Origin of the sequence: Bacillus sp. AFS001701 (assembly GCF_002559405.1) — a bacterium.
Classification (GTDB): domain Bacteria; phylum Bacillota; class Bacilli; order Bacillales; family Bacillaceae_G; genus Gottfriedia.
This window is the reverse complement of the sequence record NZ_NTZO01000020.1, coordinates 1-17,881: the sequence shown is the minus strand read 5'-3', so window position 1 is coordinate 17,881 and position 17,881 is coordinate 1. Positions and strand designations below refer to the sequence as shown.

Sequence of the window (17,881 nt, the reverse complement as noted above, 5' to 3'; positions counted from 1 at the left end):
ATTAGAATTGTAACCAATTGAAAGGGGAAATAGATACATTATGTTTGCAGGCTTAACGAAATTAAGTTTGAAGAACACAATATCAGTTATTATATTAAGTGTTCTTGTTTTAGTTGGGGGAATTTATTCAGCCCAAAAAATACAAATTGAAACATTTCCTGATGTTTCATTTCCAGCTGTTGCAGTACAGGTAGTATACCCTGGTGCATCATCTGAGGATATAGAAACTGAGGTCACTAAACCAATCGAATCAGGATTAATGAAGCTTGAAAACTATGATCAGTTAACAAGTACTTCGAGTGAAAATATGGCTTCAATCTTTTTAATTTATCCTTTTGGATCGGATATGGATAAAATTGAAAAAGACGTTGATAATGTAATCAATAAAACTAAGTTACCTGATAAAGCAGAAGCGACAGTTCAACGTATTGCGATGGATTCTGCTCCTATTTATCAAGTTGCAATTGCAAATAACGGACAAGTAAAAGATTTACAACAATCAATTGAAAAAGATTTACTTCCTCAAATTAAAAAAATCACTGGTGTTAGTGATGTAAGTCTTCAAGGTACAAAAGATGAAGAAATTCAAATCGTTGTAGATAATAAAAAAGCAGAAGAAAAAGGGATTTCTTTAGATACAATTAAAACGGCAATTCAAGGTCTAGATTATGCAGTGCCATTAGGATCTGTTGAGAACAATGGAAAAACAGTTTCTGTTCGAATGAAAGGTACGCTAAACTCAGTCGATCAAATCAAAAAAACAGTTTTATCTAGTGCAGCTGCTCAAAGTTCACAAATGGGTACGATGACTCAAGGAGCACAACTAGGTAGAGGTGCAGGACAAGCACAAACAGTAACGCCAAAAAATGTTACGGTTGCTGACATTGCAGATGTAAAAGTAGTATCAGTTCAAGATCAAATTTCTAGATATAACGGAAAAGAAAGTTATATTTTATCTGTTTCTCAAACACAAGATTCAAATACAGCGGATGTAGCAACATCTGTTAAAAAAGAAATTAAATCGTTTAAGAAAGACAATAATGTAGAAACGCATGTCATTATGGATAACGGTAAAGAAATCGAGAAATCCGTTAGTTCTTTAATTAAAGAAGGTTTATTAGGTGCGTTATTTACAGTAGTCGTTATTCTATTATTCTTAAGAAATATTAGAGCGACAATCATTTCAATTCTATCATTACCAATTTCAATCTTTGCAACAATATCAGTATTAAATTCATTGGGGTATACTTTGAACATTATGACTTTAGGTGGTCTAGTTGTTGCAATTGGACGTATTGTTGATGATAGTATCGTTGTAATTGAAAATATTTACAGATGGAGACAACAAAAAGGAAATCAATATAAGAAAAAAGAGATGGCTTTATATGCAACTAAAGAAGTAATTGGTGCTATTGCATCATCTACATTTGCAACGGTAGTAGTATTTTTACCTTTAGCATTTGTAAGTGGTATTATTGGAGAATTCTTTAGACCATTTGCTATTTCAGTAGTAGTTTCGATTTTAACTTCTCTAATTGTTGCGATCATTTTAATTCCAACATTAGGAGCAAAATTCTTATCAAAACCATTAAAAGAACACAGTAATGATACTCGTTTTATGAGAGGTTATGAAAAGTTACTTCGTTCGGCATTAAAACGTAAATGGATTGTTATCTTATTATCAATCGTTTTATTAGCTGGTTCATTATCGATGATTCCTTTATTAGGATTCTCATTCTTACCAGGTAGTGTAAATAAAACACTTCAAGTGACAGCAACTCTTCCATCGAATAGTACTGTGGACCAATCAAATATAGTTGCAAAAGAATTAGAAAAATACTTTGCAGATTCAGACAAAATTGACAGTGTACAAGCTACTGTTGGTGGTAAACGTGATTTTATGATGAATATGGATGGTGGCAAAAATAAAGCAATCTTCCAAATCAATCTAAAAGATGGAAAGAACATGGATAAAGAACTTTCAAAAATTAACAAAGAAGTTCCTTCAATTGTTGATGCGAAAGTAAGAGGTACAACAATCACAGCAAAAGAACTTTCTCAAAATGGTCCTCCAACTGGGAACAATATTGATGTGAATTTATATTCTGCTAACTTTGCTGATTTAAAAGAAGCAGCATCAAAAATTGAAAAAGAATTAAATAGTGATGATCGTTTGAAAAATGTTTCTAATAATTTAAAAGATGTACAACCTAAATTAGAAATTACATTAAACGATAAAGCACGCGATGAAAATATTTCAATGTTCCAAGTTATGGGAGCTATTAATGAAAAAATTAACGACGTTGAAATCGGTGATTACGATTTAAACGGCGAAACAAATAAGCTTACTGTAGGTTATAAAACTAAAGCAACTTCAAAAGAAGATATTGAAAAAATTAAATTTATGACTGCAACAGGTCCGAAAGAAATAAAAGACTATGTAACGATTTCTCAAAAGGATGCACCAGTTTCAATCAACCATGATGATGGAAAAATGTTTGCATCAGTAAGTGCAGAAGTAAAGGGTAAAGATACTGCAGCAATTACAAAAGATGTAACAAATCATTTAAATAAAATTGATTTACCAAAAAGCGTCGATATGAAAATTGGCGGCGGTTTAGATATGATTTCAGATGGATTCAGCAGTTTAGGAATAGCAATGGTAGTTGCTGTTGGATTAGTATTCTTAATCATGAGTATGACATTTGGTGGCTTAAGAACACCGTTTGTTATTTTAACATCATTAATCTTCGTACCAGTCGGAGCTTTCTTAGCACTATTTATTGGTAAGCAAACATTATCAATGAGTGCAATGATTGGACTATTAATGTTGATCGGTATTGTAGTAACGAATGCGGTTGTATTATTAGACCGTGTCGAACATAACCGTAAAAATGGATTAGAAGTAACTGACGCATTAATTGAGGCTTCAAAGACGAGATTACGTCCGATTCTAATGACAGCATTAGCGACAATTCTTGCATTAGTACCAATGGCCCTTTCAAATTCAACATCTGGCTTAATTTCGAAAGGATTAGCAGTAACTGTAATTGGTGGTTTAACAACTTCAACATTCTTAACACTAATCATCATTCCGGTTATTTATAAGTTAGTAAGCAAAAAGAAAAAGATTGAAGAATAATTGAAGAAGAGTGCCTCACATAAATAGTGGGGCACTCTTTTGTATTTAAACTAAAAAAGAGGCTGTCTAATAAGACAACCTTTTAGAAATAACTTACTAAATAACATAGACTAAAGCGTATCAGAGTTTATCATAAAAAGTACCATTTATTAATAATACGATGTCGCCTATTGCTCCAATACAAAAAAAGATGAAATAATAACTTGCTTTTGTTATTTCTTTATTAAAAAGTTCTTTAAACGCTTGAACAAATATTTGTTCAAACTTAAACCTGCTTAGAATCCAAGCAATTTTTAAAAAGCTAACAATTGTCATTATAAATTAAATCGCTCCAATTCCTCTAGCAAAAAAATACCTAAATTTTGTTAGTTAAAAAGTAACATTTCATTTAATCTTAAAGATACTAAATATTGAATAACCGGTCCCACTACACATAAGCCAAAAATAAGGGCACCAATTTTCATTTTTTTAGTCAGTTTTAAAGAAGAATTTAGTTTAAATAGAATAAAAGCAATAATCGCTCCACTAAAAGAACCAACTATACCACGCTTTAAAATTATGATTAAATAATCAAATACCCGTAAATAATTGATCTCATTTCCTTCAGAATCTGCGATTATTTCAAAATGTTTAATAAATAAAATCGCAATTGCTACTCCAAATAAAAAGCCATAAATGAGGCCTTTTCTAATATCTTTTTCCAAATTAATTCCTCCAAGATGACTAGATTCAACAAGTAATATATCAGAATTAATTATAGGATTTCTTCATAAATAAATGCTTATTTTTTTTAATTGAGCTATCCTGCCAGTAACTTGAACAAGAAACTCAACAATCAAATTAAACAGAACCAAAAAAAAGAACTTAGGCACAAACGCTACCTAAGCTCCTTACATTATTTAGGTTCATAATCAAAATGTAATTCATTATTTTCATTTACAATTACATTTAAATTATAATCTTTAAAATACCATAAGTCTGTTTCGTTTATAAAATAGACTACGTTATCAATCGTAATAGATTCTCCGATGTCCACAGGTTGTTCTTTAGTAACACCTAAAGAATAGCCTTTATGTATTGTACTATTTCCACCGTATCGCGCGAAAAAACGAATTGTATCTCCTTCTTTGACATTCATCTCATCTTGAAACCATTTTAATGCATCTTCGGAAATTGTAATTTTCATTGTATCCGACCTTTCTTTATCTTATAAAAATATTATAGTATGAATGGGAAAAACTATACAGAAAAGTGATGTTTATTGCAAAAGTGAAACTAGAAAAGAAGAAAACTCACATCTTGCAGGTTTTCTTCTATTATTGAAGTATTTAAAGTCAGGCGCATTAGACAATTCTATCTTATTTTTTGAAAAATGATAGTATGTTGTTTTTAAATAAAATAAATAGTGAAATGACGACAAATCCATAATAGACGATTTGTTCAACTAGTGGGGTAGCATCGATAAAGGAGAAAAGACCTTCAGTGAATACTTTACCGCCAAAGAAAATTAATAGAATACCTAGTAAAGTAAAAATCACTTTAATATTTAAATTAATTGTAGTTTTGATAAATAAATATGCAATCAAGATAGCTGCAATAATTCCTAGTAAGATAGAAATCATACCAACAAAGGCGATTGTATGAGCATTTGATAAAACAAACAGAACTAGCTCTAAGCCTTCCCGGATCACAAATACGCTTGCCATTAAAAATAATGAAACACTACTATCTATAATTTTAACTTCTGATTTTAGTTTATTTGAAATATTAATGCTACTTTGACCACTTAACCAGTAGATAAAATAGAAGATTAGCAATGCTGCAATTAATTGGATTACGCCTTCAATAGTATGTTCAACATTTCCATCTAGTTCACCGAATGTTGTAAATAAGAAAAATCCAGCAAAAATACTTACTACTACTCCAAGTATTGTTCCGTAAACTACTGACTTAATTAAATGCTCTTTTTTGCTCTGAATTAAAGTAATGAGTAAGTACCCGATTACTAAGGAAACCTCAAGGCCTTCTCGTAAAGCTATTAAAAAATTAGCATTCAATTCACTATCATCCTCCCGAGTATATTTAATCTACTTACTAGACTATTCTTTAATAGTAGAAACGGACACTATTTTATTAATAAATAGGCATAATAAGTTATGTGGTAAAATTAATATAAAATAGCCCAAAATGTGAATTTTAGAAAGGGAAAAAATGGAATCTTTTACAAGTAGAGCGATTGATATTATTAAAAATATACCACCAGGAAAAGTAATGACATATGGCCAAGTTGCAAAGTTGGCAGGAAGTCCAAGAGGAGCTAGACAGGTTGTAAGAATCTTACACTCGATGGGCCAAAAATACCAATTGCCATGGCATAGAGTGATAAATGCTAAAGGTGAAATAGGAATCCAAGATGAAGAAGGATTTTTAAGGCAAAAGCGTTTGCTCGAAAACGAAGGGGTCAAATTCGCGAGCGAGAGAACCATTAACTTGAAGGAATATCAAGTAAGCGTAGTTCTTGAGAAAGAAGATGTAGATTTAATTTAGGGGTAAGGAAAAGGTGCATTCTAACTAAATAGATTTAAAATGAGATTGCTACTCAAACTTCATGAATAAATGGATTTTGGGTATTTTTTTCACTTCAAGAAATATGGGGAATACTCGACGTAATAAACAATTCTATGAAAAAAGTATAAGTGCAACTACGTTTTTGTCTAATAGGCTCGTCAATCGACGAGTTTTCTTTATATGAAAATGACTTTTATTAAAACATTGTTACGCGAAATATTGTTGGGAAATTGAATAGGTATTATATCAAAAGTGCTACATCCGAATACTTTACAATAAAACATTGTTTTGTTATACTCGTGTCAGGAGGAATGTCATATGAGTGAAGAATTAATTTCCAAAAAAGATTTACTACAACTTACAGGCATATCGTACGGACAGCTTTATAGATGGAAAAGGAAAAACATCATTCCTGAAGAGTGGTTTATGAAAAAATCAAGCTTTACTGGACAGGAAACGTTTTTTCCAAAACAGAGAATTTTGGATCGGATTGAAAAAATAAAAGAGTTGAAGGATGACCAATCATTAGATGATATTGCTAGAGTGTTTTCAATCAATGAAGAAATCGTTTCTGATCGTGGGAATGCTACTTTATCTTTGGAGCAAATCCCTAAACAAGTCGTACAAATATATCAATCACTTTTTCCAAATACTAAATTAGAGCATTTAGGTACGGTTCAACTATGCTCGTTACTTTTTGTAAACGAGTGGCTTTCAAATGGAAGTGTAACAATAGATGAAATAAAACAATTTTTAAATTTAATAGAAACGCATAAAAACCAAATTAATATGGATGAAGCGACTATCATTTATATTCGAAAATTTGGTATGGGTACATGGATTATTGGAAATCAAGAGACGTTTGTTGATCAAAAGGATTCAATCTTAATCAATGTTACTCTATCGAGCTATTTAGATAAATCGATTAAATAAAGATAAGGAGGAGACAGTATGGCGAATGTGCAATCGAGGCAAGATGCGATTATTAATGGTTCAGGAACAATTGGTACTGGACGATATGATGACGTTAAAATTAGTGGTAGCGGTCGAATACTAGGTGATATTCTTTGTCATGAAGTAAAGGTAAGTGGTTCTGCTAAATTTAATGGTAAAGTAGAAACGGAATACTTTAATTGCAGTGGTAGTGCTAAATGTTTAAGTGATGTTGAAGCAAAAAAAATGAACGTCAGTGGCTCAGCTTCTATTGATGGAAAAGTTTCTGGTGGAGATGTCAATATTAGTGGTAGCTTTAAAACAAAAGGTGACTTAAATGTTCAAAGTATTCATGTCTCTGGTTCAATGAAAACGACAGGATTAGTAAAAGCAGAAGTCATTAATATAAAAGGATCGCTTTCAACAGAAAAAGGATCTGAATGTGAAGTATTTACAGCAAAAGGTCACTTATCAATGAATGGTTTATTAAATGCTGAAAATGTAAAAATTACGCATGGTGGATATAGCTATCATAGTGGATTTAGTTATATTCCTGAAATTGGCGGAGAAACAATTGAAATTAGTCGATTTGATGAAAGTAATGTATTTTCACGACTTTTTACGAAAATTTTTAACAACCGTACAAACTTCAAAGCAGATGTTATTGAAGGAAGTGCTGTAAAAATTGATTATACGACAGCGAGTGTAGTACGAGGCGATGCTGTTACAATTGGACAAAAATGTGTCATTGACCTTGTGGAATATAGAGAAGATGTTCAAATTCATCCTTCAGCAAAAGTAAAGGATGTAAAGAAATTAGAACTATAAGCGGCTTAAGGGATATCCTAAGTTGCTTTTTTTTTGCTTTTTGTGAAAACGGTTTTTAAATAAGGCAGCATAGGGGACTTAGAATAGAAAGTTCTAATAAAGTGCAAGCTGGCTCTTAATTTCGGTTATTGAACTATAGTTAGTTGAATGTTAAGATAATGATGTGCAAACGGTTGCAATAAAATTGTACTTAATTTTTATTGAAGGCTACTAATATAGTCAATATTGAAAACGCTTTTATGCATTTGGAGGAGAGAGATTATGACAAATCAAAGTTGGTGGAAGGAAGCGGTTGCTTACCAAATTTATCCACGTAGCTTTATGGATTCAAATGGTGATGGAATTGGTGACTTAAGAGGTGTAATTTCGAAATTAGATTATTTAAAGGAACTCGGTATAGATGTCATTTGGATTTGTCCATTTTACAAATCACCAAATGATGATAATGGTTACGATATCTCAGATTATCAGGACATTATGGATGAGTTTGGCACAATGGCTGATTTTGATGAATTATTAGAGAACGTACACGAAAGAGGAATGAAGTTAATTTTAGATTTAGTAGTCAATCATACAAGTGATGAGCACCCTTGGTTTTTAGAATCTAAAAAATCTAAAGACAATCCTTATAGAGACTACTATATTTGGAGAGAAGGAAATAAATCAGGCAATGAGCCAAATAACTGGGAAAGTATTTTCGGTGGATCTGCATGGGAATATGATGAAGCAACAGATGAATATTTCTTACACTTATTTTCCAAAAAACAGCCTGATTTAAATTGGGAGAACAAAGAAGTAAGACAAAAAGTCTATGATATGATTAATTGGTGGTTAGATAAAGGAATCGACGGTTTCCGAGTAGACGCGATTAGTCATATAAGAAAACGACCAGGTTTTCCAGATATGCCAAATCCAAAGAAAGAGAAATATGTGGCAAGTTTTGATATGCACATGAATCAAGAAGGAATTCACAAATATTTAGATGAACTAAAACGTGAAACATTTGATAAATATGACATCATGACAGTCGGAGAAGCAAATGGTGTAACAACAAAAGATGCACACCTGTGGGTTGGAGAAAAAGAAGGTAAGTTCAATATGATTTTCCAATTCGAAAGTTTAGATCTTTGGAAAAAAACTGATGAATCTGAAACTTCGATCGCTGATTTAAAAGAAGTACTTACTAAATGGCAAACTGGTTTAGAAGGATATGGATGGAATGCATTATTTATAGAGAACCATGATATACCTAGAGCAGTTAGTACATTAGGAAACGATGATGAGGCATTTTGGAAAATTTCAGCAAAAGCTATTGGAGTAATGTATTTCTTTATGCAAGGAACTCCATTCATATACCAAGGGCAAGAAATTGGAATGACAAATGTACAATACACATCAATTAACGATTATAATGATGTAAGTGCAAAAAATATGTATAATACAATGATTGAAAATGGTTCAACTGAACAAGATGTTCTAGACATTTTATGGAAAACAGGCCGAGATAATTCCCGCACACCTATGCAGTGGAACAGTACAAAGAATGCTGGATTTACAACGGGTAAACCTTGGCTTAAAACGAATGAAAACTTTAATGAAATAAATGTTGAAATTCAAGAAAAAGATGCAGACTCTATTTTATCATTCTATAAAAAGATGATTACATTACGTAAAGAAAATAAGGCACTAGTTTATGCATCGTATGAATATCTAGACGTAAAAAATGAACCTGTATATGCATACACTCGAAATGGTGAAAAAGAGATATTCTTAGTCATTACTAATTTATCATCAGAGAAACAAAAATTTACTTTACCGAAAGAACTTACGAAAAAGAACGCACAATTAAGTTTAACGAACATTGAATTAACAGATCATCAATTAGTTGAAAACATGGAATTTAAACCTTTTGAAGCTAGAGTTTATCGCTTAATTTAATTTTTTTAGTTGGTACTTACTGAACAGACTGTCACATGACAGTCTGTTTTCATTTTGTACAGGATGATTGCTGTCCATGGTGGAAATATATGGAAGTGCAGATAAAAAAGCTGAAATTGCAATTAAATTTGGCAAATCTTCAAATAAAAAAGTCAAAACTACAATATAAACTATTAAAACTGCAAATAGAGTTAGAGAAACATAGGGTAATAGAATAATAAATCAAAGAAATAGAAGAAATAACATTAAATTAGACTTTGAAACAACCAAAAACTAAACATAATCCAGTAAAAACAAATGAATTCTTCTTCTTAATTATCAAAGCATGGTCCGAACTTTTTACCTCTAGATTTCACCGTAAAACCAAATAAGAACAGCCCTATATAACGTGGTGTACAACTTGATGAATTAGGGGCAATTTGTATTCGAATTTTTCAATACCCTAAAAAATGACTGTCGAATGATAGTCATTTTTTGCTGCATATTTTTGGCAAAAACCTACAAGGTTTTATAGTATTACAAACACTTCGACAATTTGTAACACTCTTGTAATGGCTTTCAAAAGTGTATTTTGTTAGACTAACATTAATCAATGAAGGGGGAGAAAGAGATGAAAAAGCAAGTCCTTATAGCTTTCGTATGCTTACTGAGCATGGTATTTTTTACGACTAAATCACAAGCAGCATCTACATATAACCCATACTCAAAGAAAAATCAGGTAACAAAAATCGCTAAACAATATACTGGAGTGCCATATCGTTTTGGTGGTACATCTACTAAAGGTTTTGACTGTTCAGGTTACGTAGGGTATGTATATAAAAAAGTAGGTACTACACTACCTCGAACTGCTTCGTCAATGTACACTGTCAGCTCAATTGTTAAAAAGCCTGTTCCTGGAGATTTAGTTTTTTTCAAAAATACATATAAAAAAGGTATTAGCCATGTAGGAATTTTCATGGGAAATAATAATTTTATTTCAGCGACTTCAAGTAAGGGAGTAGCTGTTGTCAGTCTTTCTAATTCATATTGGAAACCGAAATTCGCTGGCTCAGGTAGTGTAATTAAATAAACATAATAATAAATGCAATTTACTTTTCATAAGAATGGTAGATTGCTTTTTTTTGTACTTTAAGAAATTATAGATTAGTTTCGAGGAGGAGTATTCGACGCAATTACCAATTTTAGAAATAAAAGATAGGTGCAACTACGACTCTGCCTTCGCCAATCTGCAAGTTTTCTTTATCTTTTCATAAAGTATTCTTTTTTAATAAATAAGTAGATTATGTTTAAATGATATAATGACCCTTAACTAAACTAGTTGAATGACTTTAAAGGAGTTGGTAATCATAGCATTAGTCTACTTTACTTTTTTTGTATTAGGCCTAGTATTTGGTTCTTTTTTTAATGTTGTTGGGTTAAGAGTACCTATCGGGAAATCAATTATTTCACCAGGTTCCTCGTGTTCAAATTGTGGACATAAATTGAGTTCTATAGAATTAATACCGGTATTTTCTTTTTTACTCCAAAGAGGGAAATGTCGAAGTTGCGGGATGCTAATTTCCAAACAATATCTATTAATTGAAGTACTAACAGGTTTATTATTTGTTTTTTCCATCTATGAAACTGGTTTTAATAAAGAGTTAATGATCACTCTTTCGGTAGTATCTTTATTAATCATTATTGTTGTTTCGGATGTGAACTATATGATTATCCCTAATCGGATTCTACTATTCTTTTTATTTATTTATAGTTTTGAGCGAATCTTATTTCCAATGGACCCATGGTGGAGTAGTATAGTAGGAGCGATAGGAGCATTTGTGGTTTTGCTTCTAATTAATCTGATTAGTAAAGGTGGTATGGGAGGGGGAGACATTAAGTTATTTAGTGTGCTAGGAATAATATTAGGTTGGAAACTGACCCTCATTGCATTTATGCTTGCCTGTTTTTCAGGCAGTATTTACGGGGTAGTTGTAATATTGTCAAGAAAATTAAAGCGGCGTAATCCAATTCCTTTTGGTCCATTCATTGCAATGGGTGGATTAATTAGTTATTTTTATTGTGAAAATCTATTAGAAATTTACGATATAATTTTTTATAAATAAAAAGGCTATTTAATTGAAAGATTCTTCAACTAAATAACCCTTACTTTTTCTTATGAGAATAATTTCTCTTCTACACTATTTATAACTGAATTCCAGTATTTTTTGTCTTCAACGAAGTTTGTTCGAATCGCTTTAAAAACAGCAGTTTGTTTTTCTTGGAAATTTGGATCTTCTTTATCTGGAAGCTCTTTTTTCATTTCAACTACAATTTCTTCAATCTCCGCAGAACGTGGACCCCATACATTTACTTCATTCCCTTTTTCATCCATAAAAACAAAAATTGGAATAGAACGAGATTTACCATTCGTTAAATATTGATCCATTAATTCTAGGTTTTCATCTCGAATTAGGAATCTAGTATCTATATTTGCATTCTCCATCATTTTCTGAATAACTGGTACATTAAGTAATGCATCTCCACACCAATCTGCAGTTAAAGTAACAACCTTCCAATGACGATTCTTTAATTGTTCAAGTTTTGCTTGTGTACTTTCAGGAATCGTAACTTCATTATAGATTTTTAGAAGTTCTTCTTTATTTACATTCATTGCTTCTACATATTCTTGAAAAGTCATGCCTTTTTCGAACCAAGAATTTAGTGACATTTCCATACACTCCTTTAATGTTAATAAATAGTATTATACCCCATTCGTCATAAGAAGGAATGCAATAAGACTTGCAGAATTATTATACAGTATATGTTTTATATGCAGTTTAAGCAGGAGGGAGAAAAATGAGTGCGCCAATTGAGATTTCAAAAAGTCGGAAGCGCTTTCCGAAGTGGATTAAAGTTACATCAACTATCTTAATTGTCATCGTCTTAATCGTTGCGGGCACCGGCCTGTACTTAACAAAAAAATCATTACCAAGCATTAAAGGAAATTTAAGGATCAGTACGTTAAACCATAAAGTAGAGGTAGTTAGGGATGATAAAGGTGTACCTCATATTAGTGCTAAGAGTTTGCATGATTTGTATGTTGCGCAAGGTTTTGTAACTGCACAAGATCGATTATTTCAAATGGATTTAAGTAGGAGACAAGCATCCGGACAATTAAGTGAAGTGATTGGTGATGCTACTGTGGAGCGTGACTCATATTTTCGAACGCTTGGTTTAAGAAGAGCTGCAGAAGCTTCTTACAGCAAATACGATAAAAATGGTCAAAATGTTTTAAATTGGTATGCAGAAGGAGTAAATGCATACATAAAATACGCAATAAAGGAAAATAAACTACCAGTTGAATTTAAAATTTTAAAATATAAACCAACTAAATGGACTGCAATTGACTCACTAGTAATTGGTAAATATATGGCATTTGATTTAGGCGGTCACTGGAATGAACAAGCATTTCGTTATTATGCTATGAATAAATTTCCAAAGGATAAGGCTTTGGAGCTATTCCCAGCTAATAATGATCTAGATCCGTATATTATTCCAAGTAATACTTCAAAAATAGACGTAGAAAAGAGCTTTGCAAGCGCAATTATTCCACCTGTTTGGAATGGAAGTAATGATTGGGTTGTTAGTGGAACTAAAACTAAGTCCGGTAAACCGTTATTAGCAGATGATCCTCATTTAGGATTAGCGACACCAGCAATTTGGTATGAAACTCAATTAAAATCTGGTGATATGAATGTAAGTGGTGTAATTTTTGCAGGGGTTCCGGGAATCATCGTTGGTCATAATGAACATATTGCCTGGGGAGTAACAAACGTAGGACCGGATGTACAAGATTTATATATTGAAAAACGAAATCTAAATGAGCCAGACGAATTTTTATATGATGGTCAATGGGAAAAGGCACAGGTTATAAATGAAACGATCAAAATTAAAGGTAAAAAGAATAAGGTTTTACCTGTTATGATTACGAGACATGGTCCAGTGATTTCGGAATTTGCGAGCGATGCTGGAATAGAAACTGTATTCTCTTTACAATGGACAGCACTACAACCAACAACAGAGCTAGAAGCCGTTTTAAAGTTTGACGTTGCAAAGGATTGGAATTCGTTTAAAGAAGGATTAGCTTTATTTGAAGCCCCTGCTCAAAATTTCGTTTTTGCATCGGATGACGGAACAATTGCCTATCGAGCGAATGGAAAAATTCCAATTCGTAAAAAAGGTGATGGACTAATGCCGGTTCCGGGTTGGACTAGTGATTATGGATGGAAAGGATTCATTCCATACGATGAACTACCAACAATCGTTAATCCAAAGGAAGGATTTATTTCATCTGCAAATAATAAAGTAGTAGATGATTCATATCCATACCATATTTCAAATTCATGGGCACAGCCTTACCGTCAATTACGCATTCAGGAAGTATTAAAAGAAAATAACAAACTGACTGTTAAAGATATGCAAAAGCTACAAATGGACGAAATGAACCTACAGGCTAAGGAACATGCACCGAAGTTTATTAAGTCAATAAAACAAAATAAAGATCAATTATCATCTGTTGAAAAATCAGCTTTAAAGGAACTTGAAAAATGGAATTTTATAGATGATAAAGATGAAGCCTCTCCTCTCATATTCCAAATGTGGATGACTGAAATAAATAAAGCATTGTTCGATCAACAAATCTCAAACGATATGATGGATTTATTTGGAGACCGCAAAGTCGTAGTCGATCAATTGCTACGTGACAGCTTAAATGGGAATAAAGTAATCTGGGTTGATGAACAAGGCGGAATTGATAAACTTTTATTAAAAACCTTCAAAACAACGATTAAAAATATTAGCAAAACCGACGGTGAAAATGCAGCTAAGTGGAATTGGGGTGATCACCATAAAGTTGCTTTCGAACACCCATTATCCAGTATTAAAATCTTAAGCTATTTCTTTAATGCAAGAGATCCAATTCCAGTAGGAGGCAGCTCAACTACAGTGAAAGCAGCTGGATATGATGACCAAGGAATCGTAGACCATGGTGCATCATGGAGAACTGTTGTAAACTTTGCAGATTTAAGTAAATCAGTAAACGTAGTTGGACCAGGTCAATCCGGAAACCTCGGAAGCAAATGGTATAGTGATCAAATGGAAGAGTGGGCAAATGGAACATATCATACTACTTCTTTGAAAAATGTTGAAGGTGTTAAAGAACTATTCGAACCGGGAAAAACAAAGAAGAAGTAGGAAGGCAGGAAATACAGAGGACAGACCTATAGGAGGTCTGTTTTCTTGTTTGAGAAGTGAGAATGTAGTGATTTATATAGCATTTTTTAAGGAATCCGACCAATTATTTGTAAAATTGAATAGGAATGGGTGGAAACGAATTAATTTTATTAGATGAGCGGGGAATTTGAGTATTATAATTGCGATTCTCAGAATTTAATTGCGATACCCGGAATTTAATTACAGCTTCGAGGAATTTATCACCTTAAAGGTTAAATCAAGCAAACTAAGAATTGAACACACTTGACCGCACACAACTCTAATTTCTTCCCTTTCATCACCTCATATAATAAAATATTTAAATAGATTGTCCTAAAAAATTTGAAAAAAGGGGGGCTGTGAAAATGAATGGAATGGGCTTAGTTCTCGAAGGTGGAGGAATGAGGGGGATTTATACTGCTGGTGTTCTTGATTATTTTCTTGAACAAAATATAGAAATTCCTTATGTAATTGGTGTTTCTGCGGGTGCTTGTATGGGTACTTCTTATCTATCAAAACAACATGGTCGTAATAAACGAGTAAATACGGAATTTTTACAGCATCCAGATTATATTTCTTTTAAAAATTTAATTCGTAATAAGCAGCTTTTTGGTATGGACTTATTATTTGATATTATTCCTAATGAGTTAGATCCTTTTGATTTTGATTCTTTTTATAATGCTGAGCAAAAATTTGTAGTTGGTACGACTGATTGTGTTACAGGAGAACCTGTCTATTTTGATAAAGATCAAATTGTAGAATCAACAGATATGTTAAATATAATTCGGGCATCAAGTTCTTTACCGTTAATGGCTCCAATCATTAAGTTTAATGAACATTTCTTGATGGATGGTGGCATTGCAGATCCGATTCCGATCAGTAAATCTGAAGCGGATGGCAATCTTAAAAATATAGTTGTTTTAACTAGAAATGCTGGTTATCGTAAAAAGCCTTCAAAAGGAACTTGGTATTTGCAAAAAAAGTATAAAGATTATCCAGGGCTTGTTCAGGCAGTACTAAATAGGTATGAAGTTTATAATAAGCAACTTGAATATATTGAGGAGCAAGAAAAAGCTGGAAATATATTAGTCATTCGTCCTATACAAAAGTTAAAGGTTAGTCGAATCGAACGGAAAAAAGAACGTTTATTAGAGCTTTATAAAGAAGGTTATGAAGATGCTAAGCGACTTCGTAAACAAATTTTAGGTTTTATATCGTATGAAAAAACGACCTGTTAATCAGGTCGTTTTAATATGTTGAAAATTAAACTATTGAGACTGATTAAAAACGCTTGTCTTTCAAAGTACGAAGCGTATTATAAAAGCGAAACAACTAAGAAAGCGAGCGTTTCATCAGTTTGATCAACCTGTTAAATTCAGGTTTTTTTTTGGGGGAGGGAGAAAATAGATTAATCCTTATTATTATTATTTTTGTTGTTATTATTGTTCATCATGTTTTTCATCATCATTTCAAACATTACCATATCGACACCTAAACACGGATTCATACAGCCACAGTTACTTTTTCTTCTAGTACAACAGCATCTGCATCTGCAGTGACAATCATGGTTATGGCAATCACAACGATCTCGATGGCAATCATCACAATCGCAACGTCTTCTTCTGCAATCGTCACAATCACAGTCATTACGTCTACATCTACTTGAGTTCATGTTGACTTGATCTTGGTTGTTCCACATCGTAGAACACCTCCTTGAATAATCTACATAAACAAAATATGCATAGATGTCCCATCAAGGAAAGGCTAGTACCTAAAAAAAAAATAAAAAAGCACATTAATCTTTTAAAAGATCATGTGCCTTAAAATATTTATTATTAATGTGGGAAGAAAACCAATTGGATTAAGAATAAAATACCAAATATATAAATAACTGGTTTAACATTTTTTGCTTTCCCTTTAACGACTTTTAATAATGGATAGGTAATAAACCCAAGTGCAATACCTGTCGCAATACTTGATGTAAGTGGCATTGTGATAATAACTAAAAATGCAGGGAATGCTTCTTCAAAGTGATCCCACTCAATATGACGAACGCTACCCATCATTAAGCAACCTACTACGATTAATGACGGTGATGTAATTGCCGCTACATCAGAAATTGAATTAACAAGTGGGCTAAAGAATGCTGCAAAAACGAATAGTAATGCAACAACAAGTGCCGTTAAACCTGTTCTACCTCCAGCTGCAACACCTGCAGTAGATTCGATATAAGCTGTTGTAGGTGAAGTACCAAACATAGCACCAATTGTAGTACCGAGTGAATCAGAAAGCATCGCACGACCAGTACGTTTTTCATCTTTCTTATTTAATAAACCAGCTTGTGAAGCTACACCTAAGAATGTACCTGTCGTATCAAAAATTGTAACTAATAAGAAAGAAAAAACAACCGAATATAGTCCATAATGAATGACATCTGAAGCGGCTGTTATTGGATTAGCAACAATAATATGTTCAGGTAATTTAGGGAAGGAGAATATATTTCCTTTAATGTGTAATTTTCCAGCAATGCCCGCAATGATTGCTGTTGCAACCATTCCGAAGAATAAAGCTCCATTTACATTTAAGGCAAATAAGATAATTGTAATTGCAATTCCGATTATAGTAAGGACTACACCAGTAGAATGGAGATCGCCTAATCCTACAAGATTATCTTTGTTAGCAACGATTATACCTGAAAGACGTAAACCTATAAATGCGATAAATAATCCAATTCCAACACTAATTGCATGTTTTAATGTATTTGGAATTGCTTCTATTAAATGCGTTCTAAATTTAGTTAAAGATAGAATAACGAATAAAATACCTGTAATAAATACAGCTGAGAATGCTAAATGATACGAAATGCCATGTGCTTTTGAAACAACTGAATAGGCAAAGTATGCATTCATTCCCATTCCGGGAGCAATCGCAATTGGGTAGTTTCCGAACAATGCCATAAATAATGTCCCAACTAATGTTGCAATGATTGTTGCGGTAAATGCTTGGTCGAATGGAACGCCAGCCGCAGATAATATTATAGGATTAACAATTATTATATAAGCCATTGTTAAAAAAGTGGTAAAACCAGCTATAATTTCTGTTTTAAACGAAGTGTTAGCCTCTTTTAATTTAAACATAATAGATCTCCTTGTAAAATACGAATGATAAACTCAACAGTTATTAATAATATTCGTTTTATTGTAAAAGTGCAAGTTTTTTTAT

Annotated in this window: 16 protein-coding genes; 9 read left to right on the top strand and 7 right to left on the bottom strand. The window is 32.4% G+C overall.

The window, feature by feature from the left end; genetic code table 11:
* The first annotated feature begins 40 nt into the window (after positions 1-40).
* The gene (locus CN514_RS02080) at positions 41-3,142 is read left to right on the top strand and encodes an efflux RND transporter permease subunit (protein ID WP_098231160.1); all 3,102 of its coding nucleotides are present in this window, start codon (positions 41-43) and stop codon (positions 3,140-3,142) included.
* A gap of 120 nt (positions 3,143-3,262) precedes the next feature.
* Here CN514_RS02080 and CN514_RS02075 read toward each other — a convergent pair whose 3' ends face one another.
* From CN514_RS02075 to CN514_RS02060, 4 genes are all read right to left on the bottom strand, one after another.
* The gene (locus CN514_RS02075; RefSeq protein ID WP_098231159.1) at positions 3,263-3,457 is read right to left on the bottom strand and encodes a hypothetical protein; all 195 of its coding nucleotides are present in this window, start codon (positions 3,455-3,457) and stop codon (positions 3,263-3,265) included.
* Between the two features lie 50 nt (positions 3,458-3,507).
* Entirely contained in the window at positions 3,508-3,846 is a 339-nt protein-coding gene (locus tag CN514_RS02070) for a hypothetical protein (protein ID WP_098231158.1), read from the bottom strand.
* Positions 3,847-4,037: 191 nt separating this feature from the next.
* Positions 4,038-4,328: a HesB/YadR/YfhF family protein gene (locus CN514_RS02065; protein WP_098231157.1), complete on the bottom strand. Its 291-nt coding sequence runs from the start codon at positions 4,326-4,328 to the stop codon at positions 4,038-4,040.
* A 172-nt stretch (positions 4,329-4,500) separates the two neighbouring features.
* A complete protein-coding gene (locus tag CN514_RS02060; RefSeq protein WP_176525761.1) occupies positions 4,501-5,199 on the bottom strand; it encodes an FTR1 family protein in 699 nt (232 codons plus the stop codon).
* A gap of 154 nt (positions 5,200-5,353) precedes the next feature.
* On the opposite strand from CN514_RS02060, the gene CN514_RS02055 reads away from it, so the two are divergent.
* The 6 genes from CN514_RS02055 (at position 5,354) to CN514_RS02030 (ending at position 11,511) form a co-directional block, all read left to right on the top strand.
* The gene (locus CN514_RS02055; RefSeq protein WP_098231155.1) at positions 5,354-5,689 is read left to right on the top strand and encodes an MGMT family protein; all 336 of its coding nucleotides are present in this window, start codon (positions 5,354-5,356) and stop codon (positions 5,687-5,689) included.
* Between the two features lie 339 nt (positions 5,690-6,028).
* Positions 6,029-6,643, top strand: a complete 615-nt coding sequence (locus CN514_RS02050; RefSeq protein ID WP_098231154.1) for a DUF4004 family protein — start codon at positions 6,029-6,031, stop codon at positions 6,641-6,643.
* 18 nt (positions 6,644-6,661) lie between these two features.
* Positions 6,662-7,471 (top strand): polymer-forming cytoskeletal protein, encoded by an 810-nt coding sequence (locus CN514_RS02045; RefSeq protein WP_098231153.1) that lies wholly within the window; start codon positions 6,662-6,664, stop codon positions 7,469-7,471.
* A 261-nt stretch (positions 7,472-7,732) separates the two neighbouring features.
* Positions 7,733-9,409: a glycoside hydrolase family 13 protein gene (locus CN514_RS02040; protein WP_098231152.1), complete on the top strand. Its 1,677-nt coding sequence runs from the start codon at positions 7,733-7,735 to the stop codon at positions 9,407-9,409.
* A 610-nt stretch (positions 9,410-10,019) separates the two neighbouring features.
* The gene (locus CN514_RS02035; RefSeq protein ID WP_098231151.1) at positions 10,020-10,478 is read left to right on the top strand and encodes a C40 family peptidase; all 459 of its coding nucleotides are present in this window, start codon (positions 10,020-10,022) and stop codon (positions 10,476-10,478) included.
* Positions 10,479-10,731: 253 nt separating this feature from the next.
* Positions 10,732-11,511: a prepilin peptidase gene (locus tag CN514_RS02030; RefSeq protein ID WP_176525760.1), complete on the top strand. Its 780-nt coding sequence runs from the start codon at positions 10,732-10,734 to the stop codon at positions 11,509-11,511.
* 50 nt (positions 11,512-11,561) lie between these two features.
* Here CN514_RS02030 and CN514_RS02025 read toward each other — a convergent pair whose 3' ends face one another.
* On the bottom strand, positions 11,562-12,116 hold the full coding sequence (locus CN514_RS02025) for a thioredoxin family protein (RefSeq protein WP_098231150.1): 555 nt from the start codon (positions 12,114-12,116) through the stop codon (positions 11,562-11,564).
* A 128-nt stretch (positions 12,117-12,244) separates the two neighbouring features.
* Between CN514_RS02025 and CN514_RS02020 the strand changes: the two genes are divergently transcribed.
* Together CN514_RS02020 and CN514_RS02015 are read left to right on the top strand one after the other, a co-directional pair.
* On the top strand, positions 12,245-14,641 hold the full coding sequence (locus CN514_RS02020; RefSeq protein ID WP_098231149.1) for a penicillin acylase family protein: 2,397 nt from the start codon (positions 12,245-12,247) through the stop codon (positions 14,639-14,641).
* A gap of 383 nt (positions 14,642-15,024) precedes the next feature.
* Positions 15,025-15,897, top strand: coding sequence for a patatin-like phospholipase family protein (locus CN514_RS02015; RefSeq protein WP_098231148.1), 873 nt, complete (start codon positions 15,025-15,027; stop codon positions 15,895-15,897).
* A gap of 170 nt (positions 15,898-16,067) precedes the next feature.
* Here CN514_RS02015 and CN514_RS25245 read toward each other — a convergent pair whose 3' ends face one another.
* Positions 16,068-16,358 (bottom strand): hypothetical protein, encoded by a 291-nt coding sequence (locus CN514_RS25245; protein WP_141529284.1) that lies wholly within the window; start codon positions 16,356-16,358, stop codon positions 16,068-16,070.
* 136 nt (positions 16,359-16,494) lie between these two features.
* Positions 16,495-17,796, bottom strand: coding sequence for an NCS2 family permease (locus CN514_RS02010; protein ID WP_098231147.1), 1,302 nt, complete (start codon positions 17,794-17,796; stop codon positions 16,495-16,497).
* Positions 17,797-17,881 lie beyond the last annotated feature (85 nt).

What these genes read in the sequence shown, in the direction of transcription:
- CN514_RS02080 (WP_098231160.1), top strand. Translation starts at nt 41, where the DNA reads ATGTTTGCAGGCTTAACGAAATTAAGTTTGAAGAACACAATATCAGTT.
- CN514_RS02075 (WP_098231159.1), bottom strand. Translation starts at nt 3,457, where the DNA reads ATGACAATTGTTAGCTTTTTAAAAATTGCTTGGATTCTAAGCAGGTTT.
- CN514_RS02065 (WP_098231157.1), bottom strand. Translation starts at nt 4,328, where the DNA reads ATGAAAATTACAATTTCCGAAGATGCATTAAAATGGTTTCAAGATGAG.
- CN514_RS02055 (WP_098231155.1), top strand. Translation starts at nt 5,354, where the DNA reads ATGGAATCTTTTACAAGTAGAGCGATTGATATTATTAAAAATATACCA.
- CN514_RS02050 (WP_098231154.1), top strand. Translation starts at nt 6,029, where the DNA reads ATGAGTGAAGAATTAATTTCCAAAAAAGATTTACTACAACTTACAGGC.
- CN514_RS02045 (WP_098231153.1), top strand. Translation starts at nt 6,662, where the DNA reads ATGGCGAATGTGCAATCGAGGCAAGATGCGATTATTAATGGTTCAGGA.
- CN514_RS02040 (WP_098231152.1), top strand. Translation starts at nt 7,733, where the DNA reads ATGACAAATCAAAGTTGGTGGAAGGAAGCGGTTGCTTACCAAATTTAT.
- CN514_RS02035 (WP_098231151.1), top strand. Translation starts at nt 10,020, where the DNA reads ATGAAAAAGCAAGTCCTTATAGCTTTCGTATGCTTACTGAGCATGGTA.
- CN514_RS02030 (WP_176525760.1), top strand. Translation starts at nt 10,732, where the DNA reads ATGACTTTAAAGGAGTTGGTAATCATAGCATTAGTCTACTTTACTTTT.
- CN514_RS02025 (WP_098231150.1), bottom strand. Translation starts at nt 12,116, where the DNA reads ATGTCACTAAATTCTTGGTTCGAAAAAGGCATGACTTTTCAAGAATAT.
- CN514_RS02020 (WP_098231149.1), top strand. Translation starts at nt 12,245, where the DNA reads ATGAGTGCGCCAATTGAGATTTCAAAAAGTCGGAAGCGCTTTCCGAAG.
- CN514_RS02015 (WP_098231148.1), top strand. Translation starts at nt 15,025, where the DNA reads ATGAATGGAATGGGCTTAGTTCTCGAAGGTGGAGGAATGAGGGGGATT.
- CN514_RS25245 (WP_141529284.1), bottom strand. Translation starts at nt 16,358, where the DNA reads ATGTGGAACAACCAAGATCAAGTCAACATGAACTCAAGTAGATGTAGA.
- CN514_RS02010 (WP_098231147.1), bottom strand. Translation starts at nt 17,796, where the DNA reads ATGTTTAAATTAAAAGAGGCTAACACTTCGTTTAAAACAGAAATTATA.